Annotated in this window: 17 protein-coding genes and 3 pseudogenes; 15 read left to right on the forward strand and 5 right to left on the reverse strand. The window is 69.7% G+C overall.

Going from position 1 to position 20,228, the window contains the following annotated elements; translation table 11 throughout:
* Window positions 1-26 precede the first annotated feature (26 nt).
* The gene (locus B5D80_RS33400) at window positions 27-197 is read left to right on the forward strand and encodes a hypothetical protein (RefSeq protein WP_158224212.1); all 171 of its coding nucleotides are present in this window, start codon (window positions 27-29) and stop codon (window positions 195-197) included.
* 683 nt (window positions 198-880) lie between these two features.
* Here the strand turns inward: B5D80_RS33400 and B5D80_RS18335 are convergent.
* Window positions 881-2,140: a serine/threonine-protein kinase gene (locus tag B5D80_RS18335; protein ID WP_245854728.1), complete on the reverse strand. Its 1,260-nt coding sequence runs from the start codon at window positions 2,138-2,140 to the stop codon at window positions 881-883.
* A 278-nt stretch (window positions 2,141-2,418) separates the two neighbouring features.
* Between B5D80_RS18335 and B5D80_RS18340 the strand changes: the two genes are divergently transcribed.
* The 8 genes and pseudogenes from B5D80_RS18340 to B5D80_RS35140 form a co-directional block, all read left to right on the forward strand.
* A complete protein-coding gene (locus tag B5D80_RS18340; protein WP_088645117.1) occupies window positions 2,419-4,527 on the forward strand; it encodes a UvrD-helicase domain-containing protein in 2,109 nt (702 codons plus the stop codon).
* A complete protein-coding gene (gene cas3, locus B5D80_RS18345; RefSeq protein WP_158224213.1) occupies window positions 4,524-7,355 on the forward strand; it encodes a CRISPR-associated helicase Cas3' in 2,832 nt (943 codons plus the stop codon). The genes B5D80_RS18340 and cas3 overlap by 4 nt, the downstream gene beginning before the upstream one ends.
* A gap of 31 nt (window positions 7,356-7,386) precedes the next feature.
* Window positions 7,387-9,048: a type I-E CRISPR-associated protein Cse1/CasA gene (gene casA / locus B5D80_RS18350; RefSeq protein WP_088645118.1), complete on the forward strand. Its 1,662-nt coding sequence runs from the start codon at window positions 7,387-7,389 to the stop codon at window positions 9,046-9,048.
* A complete protein-coding gene (gene casB, locus B5D80_RS18355; RefSeq protein ID WP_158224214.1) occupies window positions 9,045-9,722 on the forward strand; it encodes a type I-E CRISPR-associated protein Cse2/CasB in 678 nt (225 codons plus the stop codon). The genes casA and casB overlap by 4 nt, the downstream gene beginning before the upstream one ends.
* Complete coding sequence (gene cas7e, locus B5D80_RS18360; protein ID WP_088645120.1) at window positions 9,719-10,843, forward strand: type I-E CRISPR-associated protein Cas7/Cse4/CasC; 1,125 nt, start codon at window positions 9,719-9,721, stop codon at window positions 10,841-10,843. Before casB ends, cas7e begins: the two co-directional genes overlap by 4 nt.
* Window positions 10,840-11,541 carry a type I-E CRISPR-associated protein Cas5/CasD gene (gene cas5e, locus B5D80_RS18365; RefSeq protein WP_088645121.1) on the forward strand — a complete coding sequence of 234 codons (702 nt, stop codon included), beginning with the start codon at window positions 10,840-10,842 and terminating at the stop codon, window positions 11,539-11,541. The genes cas7e and cas5e overlap by 4 nt, the downstream gene beginning before the upstream one ends.
* Window positions 11,542-11,543: 2 nt before the next feature.
* Window positions 11,544-12,209 (forward strand): type I-E CRISPR-associated protein Cas6/Cse3/CasE, encoded by a 666-nt coding sequence (gene cas6e, locus B5D80_RS18370; RefSeq protein ID WP_088645122.1) that lies wholly within the window; start codon window positions 11,544-11,546, stop codon window positions 12,207-12,209.
* A gap of 180 nt (window positions 12,210-12,389) precedes the next feature.
* A pseudogene (locus tag B5D80_RS35140) lies at window positions 12,390-12,545 on the forward strand (tyrosine-type recombinase/integrase); the annotation flags it as partial.
* Between the two features lie 434 nt (window positions 12,546-12,979).
* On the opposite strand, the gene B5D80_RS18375 reads toward B5D80_RS35140, so the two are convergent.
* Entirely contained in the window at window positions 12,980-14,320 is a 1,341-nt protein-coding gene (locus tag B5D80_RS18375; protein WP_245854729.1) for a helix-turn-helix domain-containing protein, read from the reverse strand.
* A 157-nt stretch (window positions 14,321-14,477) separates the two neighbouring features.
* On the opposite strand from B5D80_RS18375, the gene B5D80_RS18380 reads away from it, so the two are divergent.
* The 3 genes and pseudogenes from B5D80_RS18380 to B5D80_RS18390 form a co-directional block, all read left to right on the forward strand.
* The gene (locus B5D80_RS18380) at window positions 14,478-14,945 is read left to right on the forward strand and encodes a glycine-rich domain-containing protein (RefSeq protein WP_228544325.1); all 468 of its coding nucleotides are present in this window, start codon (window positions 14,478-14,480) and stop codon (window positions 14,943-14,945) included.
* 76 nt (window positions 14,946-15,021) lie between these two features.
* Complete coding sequence (locus B5D80_RS18385; protein WP_088645124.1) at window positions 15,022-15,816, forward strand: phosphotransferase; 795 nt, start codon at window positions 15,022-15,024, stop codon at window positions 15,814-15,816.
* Between the two features lie 139 nt (window positions 15,817-15,955).
* Window positions 15,956-16,236 (forward strand): annotated as a pseudogene (locus B5D80_RS18390) (transposase); the annotation flags it as partial.
* A 148-nt stretch (window positions 16,237-16,384) separates the two neighbouring features.
* Here B5D80_RS18390 and B5D80_RS18395 read toward each other — a convergent pair.
* Window positions 16,385-17,344 (reverse strand): helix-turn-helix transcriptional regulator, encoded by a 960-nt coding sequence (locus B5D80_RS18395; protein WP_088645125.1) that lies wholly within the window; start codon window positions 17,342-17,344, stop codon window positions 16,385-16,387.
* 90 nt (window positions 17,345-17,434) lie between these two features.
* Between B5D80_RS18395 and B5D80_RS18400 the strand changes: the two genes are divergently transcribed.
* Window positions 17,435-17,995 (forward strand): DinB family protein, encoded by a 561-nt coding sequence (locus tag B5D80_RS18400; RefSeq protein WP_088645126.1) that lies wholly within the window; start codon window positions 17,435-17,437, stop codon window positions 17,993-17,995.
* 209 nt (window positions 17,996-18,204) lie between these two features.
* Here B5D80_RS18400 and B5D80_RS18410 read toward each other — a convergent pair whose 3' ends face one another.
* Window positions 18,205-18,723: a GNAT family N-acetyltransferase gene (locus B5D80_RS18410; protein ID WP_245854731.1), complete on the reverse strand. Its 519-nt coding sequence runs from the start codon at window positions 18,721-18,723 to the stop codon at window positions 18,205-18,207.
* A 77-nt stretch (window positions 18,724-18,800) separates the two neighbouring features.
* Here B5D80_RS18410 and B5D80_RS18415 point away from each other — a divergent pair.
* Together B5D80_RS18415 and B5D80_RS32985 are read left to right on the forward strand one after the other, a co-directional pair.
* Window positions 18,801-18,938: pseudogene (locus B5D80_RS18415) on the forward strand (transposase); the annotation flags it as partial.
* Between the two features lie 122 nt (window positions 18,939-19,060).
* A complete protein-coding gene (locus B5D80_RS32985) occupies window positions 19,061-19,288 on the forward strand; it encodes a hypothetical protein (protein ID WP_144081703.1) in 228 nt (75 codons plus the stop codon).
* Between the two features lie 204 nt (window positions 19,289-19,492).
* Here the strand turns inward: B5D80_RS32985 and B5D80_RS18420 are convergent, their stop codons facing one another.
* A complete protein-coding gene (locus tag B5D80_RS18420) occupies window positions 19,493-20,110 on the reverse strand; it encodes a hypothetical protein (protein ID WP_088645127.1) in 618 nt (205 codons plus the stop codon).
* Between the last annotated feature and the right edge of the window lie 118 nt (window positions 20,111-20,228).

Below are 20,228 nucleotides of genomic sequence, written 5' to 3' on the forward strand. Positions count from 1 at the left end.
TTCCATCGACCTCCGAGGAGGACTCCATGCCGCGCCGTGGACACAGCACCACCATCGGCAAGTTCGCCAAGCTCCACCGGGACCGTCGGGTCTCCGAGATCCGCATGTTCGGGGAACTGCTCCGGGCGGAGCAGCGGTCAACGGCCACTCAGGACCTGAACATGCTCGACGTACGTCAGGCCGAGATCACCCGCTGACTGATCCGCCCCATCCACCACAACCGAAGGAGGACCATGAACACCCTTGCTCGCAGCCACGCCCACGTCGACCACGACGTTCCCGCCGGTCGGGTACCTGCACGACGGCGCGTTGCGGTACCGGCCCAGCGTCCGCGCCGTCCCGGCGCAGGCGTACGCCGCAGTACGCCTTGACCCCGCCCTGGGCGCCGCCATCGCGGCGGCGTACGTGGCAGCGCCGAGCCGGGACGAACGGGCCTACCCCTCGTACGCCAGGTTCTGCCAGGAGACCGTGCGGCAGTACCACTTCCTGATCGGCCGCGTCGAGTTCGGCGGCCTGGGCGTGGCGGTACGCATCGTCGACGAGGACCCGTACCAGAGCGTCGAGTCCATGGTCGACGACATGCGGGAGCGCCGGCTGAAGGTGTGGGCCAGCGCGGCCAGCGGCAACGCGCACCCCTATCTCAGCGACGGCGAGAACGACATGTTCCGCGCGGTACACGACGCGTTCGGGCATGCCGCCAGCGGCCGTGGTTTCGACCGCCACGGCGAGGAAGCCGCCTGGTGGAAACACAGCCTGATGTACTCACCACTCGCCCGGCGCGCGCTGACCACGGAGACCCGTGGGCAGAACTGCGCGTTGATCTTCCACCACGGCAGCGGCCGGTTCCCGGAGCAGAAGGCGGCACTGCTGCCCCGGGCGTTCAGCGACCCACGCTCGGTACGGATCGAGAGCGGGGAGACGACGCCGACTTTTCCTCCACGGCTTCGATCTCCTGACGTAGCTGCTGCACACTCGGGTGCCCGGCACCGACCAACCGGGTCTGGTCACGCAGTAGGTCGTTGAGCTGACGTAGTGCCCGCCCGTGCTCACCGAGTAAGTCATGAGCACGGGCGGTGTTCAGGCGGAAGCCGAACACCGCGGGGTGGTCGTCGCCATGGCGTTGCACATGGTGCTCGACGAGGCTCCGCCACAGGCGTGCCGCAGCCCGGAACTCGCCGGCGGCGAACAGTTGCTCCGCCTGCCGCGCCACCTGCTCCGGGTCGAGCACCGATGGTGGGACCGGACTCACGGCGCGGTGGGCGGGCTGCGGTGTCCCGCCGACGACCGCGGCGTACCCCTGCACGGCACCGACGCTGTCGGTGACCACCCCGGGCAGCGCCGGCCGGTCCAGGGCCAGCGGCGCCAGCGCGGCGTACACCTCGCTGGCATCGGCCGGCCGGTCCTCGCGTCGATGGGCGAGCAGCGAGTCGACGAGGTCGCCGAGGACGGCCGGGATCTCGGGACGCAGCTCAGCCGCGCGGGGCGGCGGGTCGTCGAGCTGGTGTCGCAGCGTGGTGGTGGTCGTGTCGCCGTCGAAAGGCACCTGGGCGGTGAGGAGGTGGAACAGGGTGCCGCCCAGGCCGTACAGGTCGGTGCGGTGGTCGGCGGGCTCGCCGAGGATCTGCTCGGGGGCCATGTAGCCGACGGTGCCGAGGCTCTGACCCGTCTCGGTGATCCGCGAGTAGCGGTCGTCGTCGCGCAGGACGGCCAGGCCGAAGTCCAGCACCCTCACGGCACCTCTCGGGTCCAGCATGATGTTGCTCGGCTTGATGTCCCGGTGCACCAGGCCGATCTGCTGGGCGGCGATCAGAACACTGCTGATCTGTGCACCGATGGCGGCCACCCAGCCGATCGGCACCGGATGCTGCTCGTCGACCAGGGTCGACAGCGTGATCCCGTCAATCTTCTCCAGGACAACGTACGGCCGGCCGTCGTGCTCGTCGAGGTCGTAGACGGCAGGCACGCCGGGGTGGTCGAGTCGGGCGGTCAGGAGTGCCTCCCGCCGGAACCGACGGATCAGCTCCACGTCGAGCTGCGCGGGTTGGACGAACTTCACGATGACGTCGCGCTCAAGTCGGGTGTCCCGCGCCACCCAGACCTCACCCATCCCGCTGCCCGGCAGGGGATAGCGGCCCAACACATACCGATTCCTGAGACGTTTCGCCGTCAGCACGGCGCTGAGCCTAGCCATGGTGACCGCCCTTGGGACCATGGGAGTGTCGGTGAACCGACAGCACTAAGATAAGCGTTGCAAACACGCTTCACAAGCTGCTTCACTGTGCGTCGGCGTCAGCGGCCCACCTGACGAGCCTTCTTCCGCGTCTCGCGCGGGTCAAGGCCGGCCGCAGCCGCCTTACCTGTACCGCGCCGGGAACTGGCGCCCTGGCGTGTCCCAGGCGATGAACGACGGAGGGACGCATGGCCGAGTTGGCCATCGATCGGGGGTTTCTTCCCGCCTATGCCCGGCTGCAACGCCGGGTGCAACGTGCCGTCGACGCGGCCATCCGGAAGTTCGCCGAACACACCCATTCCCGCCTGCACCTGGAGAAGCTCTCCGGAGCCCGGGACCCCAAGATTCACCTCATCCCCATCGACCAGGCGTACCAGGGCGTGGTGGTCGCGCTCGGTGAGCAGAAGTACGTGCTCCTCGACGTCCTCCCCCACGACGACGCCATCGCCTTCGCGGTGAGCCGGCGGTTCACCGTCAACCAGGTACTCGGTGTGCTGGAGATGCGTGACCAGGCCGGCATCGAAGAGTTCGCCTCGACGACACCGTCCCGGCCACCCGCCGGTGGGCTCTTCGACGGCATCTCCAACGCCGACCTCCTCCGCCTCGGCGTGGACGCCGACCTGCTGCCCCTGCTGCGCCTCATCAGCACGGACCGGCAGCTGGAAAGCCTCGGCCGACGCCTGCCCGAGGGGCAACTGGACGTCCTCAACGGGCTGGCCAGCGGCATGGCCGTCGAGGAGGTCTGGGCGGAGGTGGCCGACCGTATCGTGTCGGGCGTCGACACCGACGACCTCGTGGCCGCAGCCCGCCGCACCCCGGAACGGATCGCCTTCGTCTCCGGTCCGGTGGAACTGGCCGCGATCCTCGCCCACCCGTTCGACGTGTGGCGCACCTTCCTGCACCCCACGCAACGCGATGTCGCTTACCGGGAGACCTACAACGGCCCCGCGCTGGTCACCGGCAGCGCCGGCACCGGCAAGACCGTCACCGGACTGCACCGGGCGGTCTTCCTCGCCCAGCGGCTGCCGCAGGACGGGTCCAAGGTGCTCCTGACCACGTTCACCCGTGCGCTCGCCGAAGCACTCGACAGACAGCTCTACCGACTCACCGACGACCCCATGGTCCGGGCTCGCATCGACGTGGTCAGCGTCGACAAGCTGGCGTACGAGATCGTCACTCGCAGCGGCCGGAAGGTGGCGGTCGCCGAGGCCGAGGTGCTGGACCAACTCTGGGACGTGGCGGCGAAGAACGGGCCGACGTACGTCAACCGCGCTGGTCGGGTCACGACCTTCAGCAGCGCGTTCCTCCGGCGGGAATGGGAGCAGGTGGTCCTGGCCCAGCGGCTGACCACGCTGCAGGCGTACCGCGACGCCCCCCGCAAGGGACGCGGCGAAGGCCTGCGGGCGGCTCAACGCGAGCAGGTGTGGGCGACGATCGTCGCCGCCGAACGTGACCTGGCGAAACGCCGCCTACGCACGCACACCCAACTCGCCGACGACGCGGCCGTGATCGCGCGCCAGTCCCCCGCGCGATACCGACATGTCGTCGTCGACGAAGGGCAGGATCTCCACCCGGCGCAGTGGCGGCTGCTCCGCGCTCTCGTCACACCCGGACCGAACGACATGTTCCTGCTCGCCGACTCCTACCAGCGCATCTACGACAGCCAGGTGTCACTCGCCCAACTCGGCATCGAGGTGCGGGGGCGGACCCGGCGGCTCACCGTCAACTACCGCACCACCCACGAGATCCTGGATCTGTCGGTCCGGGTCCTCAACGGCGAAGCCGCCACCGGCCTGGACGATGACGGCGACAGCCTGCGCGGCTACCGGTCCATCACCCGTGGCCAGCCGCCCGTCCTGGCACCGCACGGCAGCCGGGACAACGAGTTCGAAGCGCTCATCGAACGGGTCGGAACCTGGCTGGACCAGGACGTCGAGCCCCACGCGATCGGCGTCGCCGCCCGCACCGGGCAGCTGGTCAAGACCATCAGCAGGACCCTGAGTGAAGCCCACATCCCCGTCGCCGATGACAAGCGGGGCATCGACGGCGTACGGGTCGCCACGATGCACCGGATGAAAGGGCTGGAGTTCCAGTGCATCGCGATCGTCGGTCTCGACGCCGGGGTGCTACCCGCCCCCCACGCGATCACCTCGGCGGCGGAGGACCCCCACGCCCACAAACAGGACCTGCAACGTGAACGCTGCCTGCTGTTCGTGGCACTGACCCGGGCCCGCGACATGCTCTACCTGTCGCACAGCGGAACGCCCAGCCCACTGCTGCCTGCGGTAGCGCAGTGAGCACGCAACTCGCCACCGGTGCCCCGCAACTCGGCGAGGCGGCACGGTCCGTCTGGGGCAAGACCGACCGCAAGGGCACCTCCCCCATCGGTTGGCTACCGCTGTGGCGACACCTGGCCGACACCGCCGACGTCGCCGGCAGGCTGTGGGACCACTGGCTCAGCCCCGCCGTACGTCGACGCATCGCCGACGAGCTCCCCGGCGGTGACCCGGACGCCCGCACGCTCGCGGTGTGGCTGGCCGGAGTACACGACATCGGCAAGGCAACACCCGCCTTCGCCTGCCAGGCCCCCCACCTGGCCGAGCAGATGCGCCACCAGGGCCTCCGCTACGACCCGGAACTGATCCGCGCCGACCGCCGGTACGCCCCGCACGCCACCGCCGGGCACATCGTGCTGGCCGACTGGCTGCAGGAGCAGGGCTGGACCGACCCGCACCCGTACGCGATCGTGGTCGGCGGCCACCACGGGATACCACCGACCGACGAGAACCTCCGCGCCGTCCAGTTCCGTCCCCACCTGCTCAGCGACCGTGCCTGGCGGCAGGTGCAACAGGAACTGCTGACCTGGATGACCGACCGGGCGGGGGCCACCGAACGACTCACCGCCTGGAGCGACGCCCCACTGTCCCAACCGGTGCAGGCCGCACTCACCGGCCTCGTCATCGTCGCCGACTGGATCGCCAGCAACGAAGACTTCTTCCCCTACACCCTCGACGACGTCGGGACCGACCGGCTGACCGTCGGCTGGGAGACGCTGGGCCTCCCTACGCCATGGCTGCCGGTCGCACCACCCGCCAGCGTGGACGACCTGTTCGGCGCACGGTTCGAACTACCCGCCGGTGCCGTACCGCGACCGGTGCAGCGGACCGTCGCCGACCAGGCCACCACCATGCCCACACCCGGCATGTTGATCGTCGAAGCAGCGATGGGCGAAGGCAAGACGGAGGCAGCGCTGGCGGCCGTGGAGATCCTGGCCCGCCGCACCGGAGCCGCCGGCTGCTACCTGGCGCTACCCACCCGGGCCACCAGCGACGCCATGTTCGGCCGCATGCTGTCCTGGCTGCTGCGCCTGCCAGACGCGCAGGTCGGCCGGGGCGAACGCGACGTACGGCTCGCCCACGGCAAGGCAGCCCTCAACCCCGAGTACGACCAGCTGCGCACCACGACGCTACCGACCGGCATCGCCCAGGACGCCGGAGGCGCCGACATCGGCGTACACGCCTGGCTGGCCGGCCCGAAGCGGACCCTGCTGTCCAGCTTCGTCGTCGGCACGATCGACCAACTGCTGTTCGCGGCGCTGCGCGGCAGACACCTGGTGCTACGCCACCTCGGCCTCGCCGGCAAGGTCGTGGTCATCGACGAGGCGCACGCCTACGACGTCTACATGAGTCGCTTCCTCGACCGCGCGCTGGAGTGGCTCGCCGCCTACGGGGTGCCGGTGGTGGTGCTTTCCGCGACGCTGCCGGCACAGCGGCGCGCCGACCTGATGGCGGCCTACGACCGGGGACGGCTCGGGCCACCACCGCGACCCACCTGGCGCGATCGCGGCAAGCCGGTCGTCGACCACTACGCGGCGGTACGCAGCGACCTGCGCTACCCGCTGGTGACCGCATCAGTAGCCGAACGGGGCGGTACGGCCATCAGCTGCGCCGACTCCGGCCGCAGCATCGAGGTGCAGGTCAGACCCCTGGACGACGACCTACCTACCTTGGCCGGGCTGCTCCGCGACCAACTCTCGGCCGGCGGCTGCGCGCTCGTCGTCCGGAACACGGTCGCGCGGGTCCACGACACGGCGGCGGCACTCCGGGCGGCCCTCGGACCGGACTTCCCGGTGTCGGTGGCGCACTCCCGGTTCATGGCCGTCGACCGTGCGGCGAAGGACCGCTGGTTGCGCGACACGTTCGGACCGCCAGGCACAGGCAGCCGCCCCCACCGGCACATCGTGGTGGCCAGCCAGGTCGCAGAACAGTCCCTCGACATCGACTTCGACCTGCTCGTCACCGACCTGGCCCCGGTCGACCTGGTGCTACAGCGCATCGGCCGGCTACACCGCCACCCCCGCCCACGCCCCAACAGGCTCACGACGCCACGCTGCTGGATCACCGGCGCCGACTGGACCTGCGAACCGCCGCAACCGGTCAGCGGCTCGCGCCGCGTCTATCACCCGGCGACCCTGCTACGCAGCGCCGCCGTCCTCCTGCCGCACCTCGACGGCGCGCCACTACGTCTCCCGGCGGACATTCCAACCCTCACCCAGGACGCCTACGGCGAGGCGGCCGTCGGTCCGCAATCGTGGCAGCCCACGATGGTCGAGGCAGAGGCGAAGCAGCGCGACGACGTCGCCGCGAAGGAGTTGCAGGCCGACGGCTACCGGCTGGCCGAGGTCGCCGAACACGGGGTGCCGCTTATCGGGTGGCTCACCGGCGGCGTCGGCAAGGCCGACGACCACACGGCGCTGGGTCACGTCCGCGACAGCGACAGCGAGTCACTCGAGGTCCTACTGCTGGTACGGACAGCGGACGGCCTGGTCATACCGCCATGGATCGACGGCGGTGGGACACCGGTACCAACCGGAAGCGTCCCCCACTGGCCACTGCCCCGGCAGATCGCGCGCTGCACCCTGCCGCTGCCTCTCGCCATGACCCACGCCGACGTGATCGACGGGGTCATCGCCGATCTTGAGCGACGCGTCGACGTCGCCGCCTGGCAGAGCAACCAGTGGCTCGCCGGAGAACGCGTCCTCGACCTCGACACGGACGGGCGGGCCACGGTGGCTGGCTTCGACCTGCACTACTCCCCCACCGACGGGCTCCAGGTAGCCCGCTGAGCTCACTTCGAAGGCAAAGGAGGTGACGCCGATGACCAGCTCACCATCTCCGCCCGGCTTCTCCCTCGTGGACAAGCCGTGGATCCCGGTGCTGGATACCGCCGGCCAACGCCGCGAGTTGTCGCTGTCGGACCTGTTCGCGCAGGCCGGTGACGTACGCATGCTCGCCTGCGAGCTGCCCTCGCAGACCTTCGCGATCCTGCGGCTGGCGCTGGCGATCCTGCACCGGGCCACCGACGGCCCACCCGGCGAGGCCGCCTGGCAGTCGCTCTGGCAGGACCGACAACTACCACTGTCGGACATCGCCGACTACCTCGACGCCTTCCGTAGCCGCTTCGACCTCCTGCACCCGGAGCACCCCTTCTACCAGGTCGCCACGCTGCGGGCGGAGAAGGACAACACCTACGGTCTGGAGCGCCTCATCGCGGACGTACCCAACGGCATGCCGTTCCTTACGTCCCGGGCGGGCTCCGGCCTGGAGTCGATCACCCCGGCGGAGGCCGCCCGGTGGCTGGTGCACTGCCAGGCCTACGACACCTCGGGCATCAAGACCGGAGCGGTCGGCGACCGTCGGGCCAAGAAGGGCAAGGGCTACCCGATCGGCGCCAGCCTGCTCGGCTGGCTCGGCGGCATCTACGTGGAGGGCGACACCCTGCGGGAGACCCTGCTGCTCAACCTGGTGCCGATCGCCCCCGGCTGGCAGCGGGCCGCTCAGCGAGACCTGCCGGTGTGGGAACGCCACCCGCAGACGGCCGCCGAGGAAGCTGAGGTGACCCGCGGCCCCTGGGGCCTACTCAGCCTCTACACCTGGCAGTCCCGACGAATCCGACTGTTCGGCGACGCCGACGGCATCACCGGCGCCATGATCGCCAACGGAGACCGCCTCGAATGGCAGGACCGGCACCTGCTGGAACCGATGAGCGTCTGGGGGCGCAGCGGCCCACGCGAACGCGAACAGAAACGAACCCCGATCTACCTCCCCCGCCCCCACGACCACACCCGCGCGTTGTGGCGGGGACTCCAGACCCTGCTGCCGCCCCCGCCACCGCGCGGCGGCGACGCAGCGGAACGGCTGTCACCGATGGTCATCCAGTGGCTGGCCCGGCTGACCGTCACCGGCGTCATCAGTCACCACATGCAGGTCCGGCCCCGCGCCGTCAGCGTCGCCTACGGATCGAAACAGTCGGTCATCGACGAGGTGTTCAGCGACGCACTGACCATGAACGTGCTGCTGCTGGTCGAACACTCCGCGCTGCGCGCGACGGTCATCGACGCCAGCGCCGACGCCGAGGCCGCAGTCCAGGTGCTACGCCGCCTCGCCACCAATCTGGTACGCGCCGCCGGCGGGCGCGACACCGACAGCGGTGAGGCCGACCGTGCGGCGGAGCGCGCCTATGCCGTACTCGACCGCGCCTTCCGTGACTGGCTGGCGACGCTCGGCCCGGACAGTGATCCCGTAGCCGAGCGAGCCTGGTGGCAGCGCCAGGTGTGGCGGGCGGTGGACCGGCTCGGCCGCGAGTTGGTCGCCGCCGCCGGCCCGGCAGCCTGGGTCGGCCGGCCCGGCGTCGACCGCGCCGGCAGGGCGGTGCACTACTCAAGTTCGCAGGCCGAGGCATGGTTCCGGACCGGCCTGGCCAGGGCGCTGCCCATGGCGGCGGAACGCACGCAGCAGCGGCAGGAGGAGACGGTATGACTGTGGTCGACCTGGAGCAGGCGGGCACCCCACGACGTAAGCCATGGGTGCGCTCCTGCGGTGAACTGGGCAAACACATCTCCCGGACGGTTGGTGGGCTGCAGGCGCGATTGCTGCGCGACGCGCCCGACCCAGAGGCGGTGAGCACACTGGCCCGGCTCCGCCGCGGCATCGGTCGGGTGCCCGGCTTCGACTACACCCTGGAGCGGTACCTCCAGGTTCCCCCGCACCTGTTGGGCCACCGGCCCGCCGACGATGCCGAGGCGGCCGACGCCGAGTACGCCGCCCACGACGCGGTCACCCTGTACGCGCTGCATCAACAGTCGCGCCGGGAACGCATGCACAGCCCTGGACACGGCCTCGGCCAAGCCCTCGCCGCACTCGTCCGCGCCTCCAGGTCACCAGAGGGGGTACGGCGTCGCTTCGCCGCACTGGGCACCGCCAGCTCCTACCCCGAAAGCGTCTACCACCTTCGCAGCCTGATCGTGATGCTGCGGGAGCAGCAGATTCCACTCGACTACGGCCTGCTCGCCGACGACCTGAAGACCCTGCGCCAACCGGCTCTCCGGCCCCGGGTGCAGGCCGTGTGGGGCCGGGAGTTCTTCCGCAGCAACCCCAACGATGCCACCGACACCGACGGTGTCACCCCCGACCCTGAGGAGAACGCGTCATGAGCCGCACCATCATCGACGTCTACGTGCTGCAGTCCGTACCGCCGAGCAACCTCAACCGGGACGACACCGGCTCGCCGAAGACCGCCATCTATGGTGGTGTCCGCCGTGCCCGGGTGTCCAGCCAGGCATGGAAGCGGGCTGTCCGGTTGGCCTTCCCCACCCTGGTCGACCGTTCCGAGCTCGGGGAGCGCACCAAACGGGTGGGCGAATCCCTCGCGGCCCGACTCAAGGCTCTCGACCCGAGCCTGTCCGACGAGGCGGCCTCCGTCCTGGCAGCCGACGCCTTCGCCGCCTCCGGCCTCGCCAAGGCGGAGAAGAAGAAGGGCGACGTCAGGGACGTCGAATCCGGTTACCTGCTGTTCCTCAGCCGCCGACAACTGGACAACATCGCCGCTGCCACCCTGGAAGCCCACCGCGCCGGTGAGGCCATGGACAAGAGCCGGTTCAAGGCGCTGGCCAACGCGGACCACTCGATCGACATCGCCCTGTTCGGGCGGATGGTCGCCGACATGGCCGACATCAACGTCGACGCCGCCTGCCAGGTCGCGCACGCCATCAGCGTGCACGCCGTCGACAACGAGTTCGACTACTTCACCGCCGTCGACGACCGCAAGGCCGACGCCAGCGAGACCGGCGCGGGCATGATCGGCACGGTCGAGTTCAACTCGTCCACCCTGTACCGCTACGCCACCCTCGACGTGGACGCCCTGCACCGCACCCTGGGCGACGGAGACGCCACCCGGGCCGCCGTCGAGGCGTTCCTCACGGCTTTCGTCCGTAGCATGCCCACCGGCAAGCAGAACACCTTCGCCCACCGCACCCTGCCCGACGCGGTGCTGGTGCGGATGCGCGACTCCCAGCCGATCAACCTGGTCGGCGCGTTCGAGACGCCTGTCCGCGAGACCCACACCGCTGGCCGGGTGGAACTGGCCGCCGCTGCCCTGGCGAAGCACACCGTCGCGGTCGAGAACGCCTTCGGCGAGCGACCGACCGCCAGCTGGGTCACCCAGGTCGGCGAGAAGACCGCCGTGCTGGCCGACCTCGGCAAGGCGGTCAGCCTCGGCGAACTGGTCAGCGGCGTGGGGGAACACGTCGCCCTGGCCCTCGGTCAGCCCGCATGAGCGTGCTGGTGCTCAGGCTCGCCGGCCCGCTGCAGTCGTGGGGCTCGTCCAGCCGTTTCGCCCGCCGCGGCACCGAGATAGCACCCACCAAGAGTGGCGTGATCGGCCTGCTCGCCGCCGCCAGAGGCATCCGCCGCACCGAGCCACTCACCGAACTACTCGGCCTGGAGTTCGGGGTACGCCTGGACCAACCCGGACAGCTCCTGCGAGATTTCCAGACCGCCCACTCCCTCGACGGACGCACCAGCGCACCGCTCACCTACCGCTACTACCTGACCGACGCCGCCTTCCTCGCCGTCCTCAGCGGCGAACGGGAACTACTGCACGGCCTGGCCGACGCCCTGAGCCGCCCACAGTTCCCCCTCTACCTCGGGCGTCGCTCCTGCCCACCCGCCGGCCCGATCAACCTCGGCGTCCACGACCTGACCCTCGACAGCGCACTGACGACATGGCCCTGGCTCGCCGCGGACTGGTACCGGCGCAAAGCGGCCAGCACCATCCGGTTGGAGATCATCCGGGATGCGCGGCCAGACGAACCGGTCACCGAAACCGTGCCCGACGAACCGGTCAGCTTCGACCCCGCCCACCGGCAACACACCTGGCGCTCGGTGCTACGCCGACACGTGGACGTCACCAACGACCTCGCGGAACGGGCCCACGTCACCGACCACGACCCGTTAAGCCTGCTGGGAGGCTGACCATGTACCTCACCCGGTTCCGAATCAACGTCGCCCGCCGGGGCGCGCGAAAGCTGCTCTCCTCACCCCATGCCATGCACGGCGCCGTCCGCGCGGCCTTCGCCGCACCCGAAGACCACGAGCACGCCGGCAGCCGCACCCTGTGGCGACTCGACACCCCGGCCACCTCGACCGTGCACCTCTACATCGTCAGCCCCGGCCGACCCGACCTCACCCACCTCGTGGAACAGGCCGGCTGGCCCACTACGGAAGCCTGGGTGACCCGCGACTATGACGGACTGCTCCAGTCCCTCCGTCCCGGCCAGCAGTGGGCATTCCGACTCACCGCCAACCCGACGCACAGCGGCCGGAAGACCGCCGACGCGAAGGAGACCCAACGCTTCGGCTACCTGCGGGAAGAGGAGCAGATCGGATGGCTGACCAGCCGCGCCGACCGGCACGGCTTCGCCATCGCACCGCAACATGACGGCCTACCCAACCTACGGCTGCACCGCCGCCAGGCGCAGACCTTCAAACGGGGCATGGGAACGGTCACGCTCACCACGGTGACGTACGACGGCATCCTCCAGGTCACCGACGCCGACGCCATCCGCCGCGCCATGACCAGCGGAATCGGGCACGCCAAGGCGTACGGATGCGGCCTGCTCACCCTCGCCCCGGCCACCTGACCAACACCGCCCGGCCGGCGGATCATCTACGCTGATGTAGCTGACCTGCAGCCAAACCAGCCCAGAGTCGCGCGGTTCGTCTTGCCCGACGGTTGGTCGAAGCAGTCGTGAGCGGTCGAGCAAGGTGGCCTTATCCAAGCAGAAGCCGAAGACCGATCCGACCCGGCGAGCACCGCCGGCCTGTCGTGTGCGCAGGCCGAGGCGCTGCTCGCCGCCGCCGACACCGGCACCCAGGCCGCCCGTACTGCGGCGATTGTTGCCCTGCTGCCGTACACCGGGCTGCGCGTGGGGGAGCTCGTCGGCACCGATGTTGAGCAGCTCGACCACGACCGCAACCGATCGAACATATGTGCGATTACAGTGCTGACCGTGGAGTGGCGCATCATCATCCGCTGGGACTCCGCCGGTAACTCGCCGGCCGGGACGACGGTCGTCGAGCGCACGGTCGACACCCGGCCCAGCTACGCCACCTGGCCGCGCGAGCCCCCGCCGACCCGCACGCGGTTGCCTTCCCCTATCGCCGCGTCCGCGAGTTGGTCGGCGACGAGCCGACGCACTGCCGCACCGGGCACGCCTACGCCGGAGGGTCGGCCACACGGCCGGTCCGAGACTGGTGGCCGTGCCGCTGCGGCGGCCACCTGGTGCTGCGGTGCCGCCGCTGCCCGGACGTGCTGGCGGACCCACCGGTGGCGGCGACTGCGACGCGAAGGGGCGGGCCGCGTCTCCGTGACCCGCCCCGGCTGGTCCGTCTTGCGGACCAGCTCGTCGGGTCAAGCCGCCAACGCTTCACGGAGCGATCGGGCGGCCGGCAGCTCGGGCCACCGCCGTGCCAACGTCCTGTCCAGCGCCCGCAACTCTCCGGCGATCCGTCCCGACCCCGACTGCCGGCACACCTCGACGCAGACAAGACCCAATTCGGCAGCCCGCACCGGATCAGGATCGGCACCGGCAACGACGACGTTGGCGAGTTTCGCCCGCAGATGCGCCAGGTCGCGGGCCAGGTGAGCCGGCGTCTCCTGGATCTTGCGCTCCAGGATCGCCGTCGCCGTTGTCGGGTCGCCCGCGCTGCGGTACGCGCTGGCGCTCTGCTCTTCCAGAGTGGCCAGGTCGTATCCGTGCAAGTAGAGCGGCGCTGTCGGGCGCACGTCGTCGGGATGCTCCCGCAGCAGGGCCGCCGCGGTGTCGAGGCAGTTACGGAAGCGGCCGACGTCACCGAGTTGGGCCCAGCCTCGGGCTTCCTGCTGGCTGGCCAGCGCGATCAACTTCGGGCTCACGTCGCCCCGTACGCGCTGGGCGGCGGCGGCTAAACCGACGACGGCTGCCGGGTCAGTGTCAAGGGTGGCGATGTTGCTCTTTCGCACGAGCATGTACGCCACCATCTCGTCATCGCCGGCGGCCTGTGCCCACTGTGAGGCCCGGTCGGACCAGTGCCAGGCGGCGGGCAGTTCCCCGGCGTCCTGGTGCAGCCAGCCGGCGAACTCGGCGTACTGGGTCAGCAGCCGCAGCACCGGCCGGTCGGCGCCCGGCGCGATGTGCCGGCGCAGGCTGTCGAGGACGTCGAGTTGCGCCATCACCGGCCCGAGGAGTTGCCGGGGGCCGAGCATCTTGTCGGCGGTGTAGTGCTCAGCGAGCAGCCGGCGGAAGTAGTCGAGAACCTGCGGGTCGGGTCGGCGTGGGCCGTCGAGCATCCGTCGTACCCGGTCAGCCTGGTCGAGGTCGGTCACGCCGGCCGGCAGCACGGCCCGCAGCGCGCCGGTGGCCAGCAGGTGAGAGAACTCGCGTCGCGTCAGGGCCACCTGCACGCTCCTTCCGTCCGCCGTCCGTAGCTCCAGCCTCACCGTATCGCCGGAGCCGGCGGCAATGCCGGCCCCTCGCGTTGCCCGATTCCGCTGCTTGTGGGCGGGGTCAGGCGGGGCCAGGGCGCGGAGCCGGGCCAGCAGCCCGCCGGTGTGCAGCGCCTCGTCAAGGGCCTTGACCACCGTAGGGTCGACGAGGTGTTCGCCACGTTCGGCGCGGGACAGGCGGCTGAAGTCGTAGTGGGTGGCTTTGCCGAGGGCCCGCAGCGACAGCCCGGCCTCGGTGCGGAGCTGCCGCAAGGCAAGGCCGAACACGGTTTGCACGGCCGGCACATTGGCCGGGTCAGGAAGCGTATTCCCATCCATCCTGGCCGATGTTGCCGCAACACCCGCCCCATTCACAAGGGGTCCCCTAACGACCACGCTGGGTGAAGACCTGGCAGAGAGCCAAGGCAGACACAGAGGAGCAGACATGACCGCGACCGCGCTCAAACCGACGACCGCCCTGAGGCGAGGGTCTTCGCTGGTGTCCCCCGAACTGTTCGCGCGGCTCACCGACCGCATCGCCAAGGACCACCCGGAGCTGCCCGACGGCATGCCGGCGCGCATCCTCGACCAGGCGCTGGCGTTCCTCGCCGCTGCCGCCGTCACGACCACGCCGATCGGCCCCTCCGACATGGTCGACATCGGCTGGCACACCTTCCTCCTCTACAGCCGCGACTACAGCGAGTTCTGCGACCGGATCGCCGGCCGGTTCATCCACCACGAGCCGGAGGACGGCAGCGAGTGGCCGACCGTCCCCGCCCGTGGGGCCGTGCCACTGGCCCGGGCCGTCGACGCCATCGCCGCCGTCGGCTACCAAATCGACCGGCCGCTGTGGCGTGGCAAGGCGGACTGCACGCAGTGCCACGCCGGGTGCACCGACAGCCCGACACGCTGAGCTGAACCGCGCCCCGCCGCTGCGGCGACCGTAGGCTGCATGCGTCTACGGTCGCCGCAGTCAGCGAGGGAGTGGGATGCCCGACCGCCACTGGGAGGACCTGCCAGCTACGGTTCGGCTTGCCATCGAGTCCCACATCGGCCCGGTCCGGGCAGCCCGGTCGGCGTCCACCGGTTCCGTGTCAAGCCTCGCCGCGACCCTGGACACCGACGGCGGGCGCATCTTCTGCAAGGCCATCCAGACGAGCAACCCCTTGGCCCGGATGCACCACGCCGAGGCCCGAGTCAATCCTTGGCTACCCGACATCGCACCCAGGCTGCGGTGGAAAATCGAGGAGAGCGACTGGCTGGCTCTCGGCTTCGATCACGTGCCCGGCCGGCACGCTGACCTGACCCCCGGGTCTACCGACCTGCCCGTCATCGCCGACACCCTGACCGCGCTCACACAAGGGCTGACCCCGTGCCCGCCGGTCCGAGTTCAGGCGGCGACCAAGCGCTGGGAGGGCTTCATCGCCCCTGAGTTGGTCGACGGGGAAACCCTCCTGCATACCGACGTCACGCCGTTCAACTTCCTGGTCGACACCCGGGTGCACGTCGTCGACTGGTCCATGCCGTGCCGGGGCGCGGCGTGGATCGACACCGCCCTGATGATCGTCCGACTCGTCCGAGCCGGACACAGCCCGGCGGACTCTGAAGAGTGGGCCGACCAGATCCCAGCGTGGAAGCAGGCCGCACCCGACGCAGTCGACGCCTTCGCCGCAGCGCTCGCTGACCTGTGGGAGCAGCGGCGGCAGGAGAGCCCGGCCCCGCATCGCGGACCGCTCGCGGTTGCTGCCCGCTCGTGGGCCAGCTACCGGGGTGCGTCGGCATGACTAACTGCTCCTAACTAAATGAGGTTGGGCGTAACTGGACGGACGTGAGGACCGTTCTGCATGAACGTGAGAGGTCAGTCCGCAGTAGCTTGATCTGATCTGTGCGTTGAGTCCGGTTGGCAGCGGCCGCACCCCCACCCACGACCTCCGCGAGATCTTCAACGCCATCCTCTACGTCAACCGCACCGGCATCGCCTGGCGCTACCTACCCCACGACTTCCCACCCCACCCGACGGTCTACGGCTACTTCGCCGCCTGGAGCAAAGAAGGCATCCTCACCGCACTCAACTACCAACTCACCGGCCTCGTCCGTGACCACCACGGCCGCACCACCACACCCACCGCATCCATCATGGACAGCCAAAGCGTCAGAACTCCACCAACGTCCCACTGTCCACACAGCGCACCGACGCCGGAAAGTGCACTGCCCTCGTAGCGTGGAGGCACGCCTACTGCTGATCGTGGGTGCGGCGTGCCGTCACGCACCAGTGCTCTCGCTGGGCCCAGCATGCGCAGCTGCCGATGCGGATGGGGCTGCCATGCCGCGAGCGCGTCGACCGTGGAGGGATCACGCCCTAGCCCGGTTGAATCGGGCGCCCCATTTGTGGATCTGCTCGAGCAGTTCGGGCGGGTCGAGGACACGGAAGTCGGCGCCGAGCGCTCCCAGTGCCATGGTCGGCCAGTCCAGGGAGTCGGCGGTCATCCGCACTCGGCAGTGCTTGGCGTCGAGCTCCTCGACTGTACCCCACCGACCGATCCGCTCGCGCACGGCTGCGGCCGGGGCGTCGACCAAGGCCTCCACCCGGTACGGGCGGGACAGGTTGCCCAGGCTGGTGCGGACGAACTCGGCCGCGTCCGCGGCGGGCAGGTCGCGGGGCCGGAACCGGGAGCCGGTGCCGTGTGGCGCGGTGAGGCGGTCGATTCGGAAGCTGCGCCAGTGGTGCCGGGTGAGGTCGTAGGCGACCAGGTACCAGCGGCGGCCGAGGGAAACCAGCCGATGCGGCTCGACGTGCCGCTCGGTGTGCTGACCGTCGGCGGCGGTGTAGGAGAAGCGGAGGTGTTCACTGTCCCGGCAGGCCAGCGCGACCGCGGTGAGCACGCCCGGGTCGACGCCTGGCCGGGTCGGGCTGTCCCAGCCGGCGGGCAGGGTCATCGCGCGCAGCGCCTCGACTTGGCGCCGTAGCCGGGTCGGCATCACCTGCACCACCTTGGCCAGCATCCGCACGGAGGACTCGGCGAGGCCCTCCACCGAGCTGTGCGCGGCGGCCTGCAGCCCCACGGCTAGGGCGACTGCCTCCTCGTCGTCGACCACTAGCGGCGGTAATGACGCGCCCGCGGTGAGCTGGTAGCCGCCGTCGACGCCGCGCTGCGCCTCGACCGGGTAGCCCAGCTCGCGCAGCCGGTCGATGTCACGGCGCAGGGTGCGGACGGAGACGCCCAGCCGCTCGGCCAGTTCGGTGCCCAGCCAGTACCGGTGGGTCTGGAGCAAGGACAGCAGCCGCAGTGTCCGGGTGCTGGTGTTCGCCATGATCTCGATTCTTCCGCAATTCAGGCCAGAAAGTGACCGCTATGGTCCCTAGCGTGTCCTTGACCGAACCATCAGGAAAGGCAAGAGACCATGACCGTCGACGAAGCGACCACCCGCGACCTGTCCCCCGCGACCGCCGTCACCGGCGAGCGCGCCGACCTGCTGGCGATGCTGGCCAAACACCGGCACTTCCTGCGCTTCACCACCCGCGACCTCAGCGACGAGCAGGCCGGGCGCCGGACCACCACCAGCGAGCTGTGCCTCGGCGGCCTGATCAAGCACGTCACCTCGGCCGAACGGAACTGGGTGGGCTTCATCCTGGACGGCAAGTCGGCGATGGGGGGTGACTTCACCGATATGACCGAGGCCGACTGGGCCCGACGGGCCGACGAGTTCCGGATGCTGCCCGACGAGACGCTGGCCGGTGTGCTGACCGACTACGCCGACGTGGCCCGCCGCACCGACGAAGTGGTCGCCACCCTGCCCGACCTGGACGCCACCCAGGAACTGCCGAAGGCCCCGTGGTTCCAGCCCGAGGACCGGTGGTCGGCCCGCCGGGTGCTGATGCACATCATCACCGAGACCTCCCAGCACGCCGGCCACGCCGACATCATCCGCGAGTCCCTGGACGGCGCCAAGAGCATGGGCTAAAGCGCTGGGGCGGCCATTCACCCGTCGGAGCATCCGCAAGCTCGCCGGCTACCTCACCGCGCAGCTCGCCCGTCCGATGGAGATCGGGCGGGAACGGCTGCGGCAGATCTTGCACCGGCATGGCATCACCTTTCAGCGGACCAAGACCTGGAGGAATCCACCGAACCCTCCACTCGGGCGGCCCAACCCAACGCCTCAAACGTTCTTGTTCACGGCACTGGCGACGGCGCCTGCACGTCGCGAACCATGCGAATCTCCCGCACGCCGTCCTCGACCTGGGTCGTCCCGTCGGCAACGAAGCCGTGCTTGCGGTAGAACGCCTGCGCGCGAGGGTTGGGATCGGCGACCCACAGCGCCGCCGACTCCGCAGGGTCGATGACAGCCTGCAACAACGCTCGCCCAGCACCCGTGCCGTGGTCGGCCGTGTACACATAGAGGACATACAGCTGCCTTGCCCACACCGCCGCAGCGTCCAGCGGCGGACCCGACATCGCGATCCCGATCAACTCGCCCTCCCGCTCGGCCACAGCCGCCCGGTTTTCGCGATAGCGCTCGTCGGTCAAGGCGGCAGTCCAGAACCGCTCCCGAGCGGCCGGGAGACTCGGATCATCCAGCACCGCATCCGACATGAGCCCGCGATACGTCTGCTGCCAGCACCGAACATGCACACACGCCATCTGGGCGACGTCCTCGACCCGGGCCAAGCGAACAGTCAGCGAGGAACCCACCGCCGAATCGTAGGCCGCGCCCAGATGCTCGCCGAACCGGACTCGCGGCGGCCGCTCGGTCGTCAGCCCGGGCGCCGGGCACGGACGCCGGCAAGAAGATCGTCGGCCGCAAACGCGGAATCATCACCGACACCCTCGGCCCGCTCCTCGCCGTCATCGTCACCGCCGCAAGCGTCAGCGACAACACCATCGGCAAGGACCTGCTCGACCAAGTCACCGGGGTAGCCCAGGTTGATCACCGATGCACCCGATGCCGCCCGCCGTGAATTAGAATTCACAGCGATCGATCTGTGTGATAGCTTGTTACCCTCGCCCAGTCGTTGCCTGGAGGGCAATAATGATCGCTCGGGTCGCGCTCGTCGCCACACTGGTTGTGGCGGTTTGGGCTGGAGGCGGCGCGCCAGCTCAAGCCACTACCGGCATGTACACGTACATGGGCGAATACTCCTCCTTGTATGACTGCGACGCTGCAGGCTACGTCGGAATTAACGACGGTGGCTGGACCGAATACCGCTGCATCGCGGCCGGCGGCGGCTACTACTCGCTCTACCGGCTCGAGTACTGACGAGAACGGTGGCTGGGTACGGCAGTAGACCCCGATGATCAGCGTGCTGGTCGGTTGCCGTACTGCCGCCTCAACTGCGTTTCGCAGTCGCAGCTCCGCTAGTAGTGCTTTGTTTGGTCGTTGCGGCGTGTCGCTTGTACGGGGATCGTGGCGGTGTTTGGCTGCGGTGCGTGCACGCTACTCGTCGACGCTTACCCCGGCTAGCTAGCTCGCTCCACGCGGGTGGGGGCTACTACGGCTCCCATCCGAGAAGCAGCTGGTCATGCAAGGACCGTTCCCATGGTCGTGTGGGGGAAGGTCCCGGCTGAGTTTGAGCGGCGGGTCCGTCCAGACGGGATCGCCCAATTTGGAGGCCAGGCTGTTCGCCACGAGCGACGTCAGGATGACGGCCTCGCGAAGGTCCTTCAACAGGTCCGGATCGGTGTCTCCGCCGAGGCGGTGGTGCATCAGTTCGACCAGGCGGACCTGCTGCCATAGATTGATGATCTCTTCCGCTAGCTCAGGGTTGGAAACAGCGTTCACTGCACGCAGCAAGGATGCGCGCGCGGCCTCCTCGCGTTCGCTGGCGGCGTCGCGACCGTCACCGGTTTCCGCAGCCCCATAGAGTGCCCGCACGTAGAGGGTGACGGCCTGGTGGTAGTCAACCGCCGCTAGGCGGCCCTGAATCAGGGAGGATCGTTCCCGTTCGGCTCGGTTGTCGGCCAGCTCTTGCTCGGCGGCAACGGCCTGTCGGCGGGCGCTGCTCGCCTGCAAAGCGGCGATCACCGCTGCGATGACGGCGACCAAGGCCGCGACTAGCCCTACCCACGCAGCGGCATCCACGACTTCGAGTATCGGCGACCGCCGCGCCTAACCTGGGAAGCAACGCCGGACTGACAGACGACCGGGCCGGTCGTCTTGCCTATCAATCGCCATCTACGAGGAGACCTGATTCGTGTCG

The organism is Micromonospora wenchangensis (assembly GCF_002210435.1).
Taxonomy (GTDB): Bacteria; Actinomycetota; Actinomycetes; order Mycobacteriales; family Micromonosporaceae; genus Micromonospora; species Micromonospora wenchangensis.

Coding starts and splice junctions, on each gene's coding strand:
- B5D80_RS33400 (WP_158224212.1), top strand. CDS start 27: ATGCCGCGCCGTGGACACAGCACCACCATCGGCAAGTTCGCCAAGCTC.
- B5D80_RS18340 (WP_088645117.1), top strand. CDS start 2,419: ATGGCCGAGTTGGCCATCGATCGGGGGTTTCTTCCCGCCTATGCCCGG.
- casA (WP_088645118.1), top strand. CDS start 7,387: ATGACCAGCTCACCATCTCCGCCCGGCTTCTCCCTCGTGGACAAGCCG.
- casB (WP_158224214.1), top strand. CDS start 9,045: ATGACTGTGGTCGACCTGGAGCAGGCGGGCACCCCACGACGTAAGCCA.
- cas7e (WP_088645120.1), top strand. CDS start 9,719: ATGAGCCGCACCATCATCGACGTCTACGTGCTGCAGTCCGTACCGCCG.
- cas5e (WP_088645121.1), top strand. CDS start 10,840: ATGAGCGTGCTGGTGCTCAGGCTCGCCGGCCCGCTGCAGTCGTGGGGC.
- cas6e (WP_088645122.1), top strand. CDS start 11,544: ATGTACCTCACCCGGTTCCGAATCAACGTCGCCCGCCGGGGCGCGCGA.
- B5D80_RS18380 (WP_228544325.1), top strand. CDS start 14,478: ATGACCGCGACCGCGCTCAAACCGACGACCGCCCTGAGGCGAGGGTCT.
- B5D80_RS18385 (WP_088645124.1), top strand. CDS start 15,022: ATGCCCGACCGCCACTGGGAGGACCTGCCAGCTACGGTTCGGCTTGCC.
- B5D80_RS18395 (WP_088645125.1), bottom strand. CDS start 17,344: ATGGCGAACACCAGCACCCGGACACTGCGGCTGCTGTCCTTGCTCCAG.
- B5D80_RS18400 (WP_088645126.1), top strand. CDS start 17,435: ATGACCGTCGACGAAGCGACCACCCGCGACCTGTCCCCCGCGACCGCC.
- B5D80_RS32985 (WP_144081703.1), top strand. CDS start 19,061: ATGATCGCTCGGGTCGCGCTCGTCGCCACACTGGTTGTGGCGGTTTGG.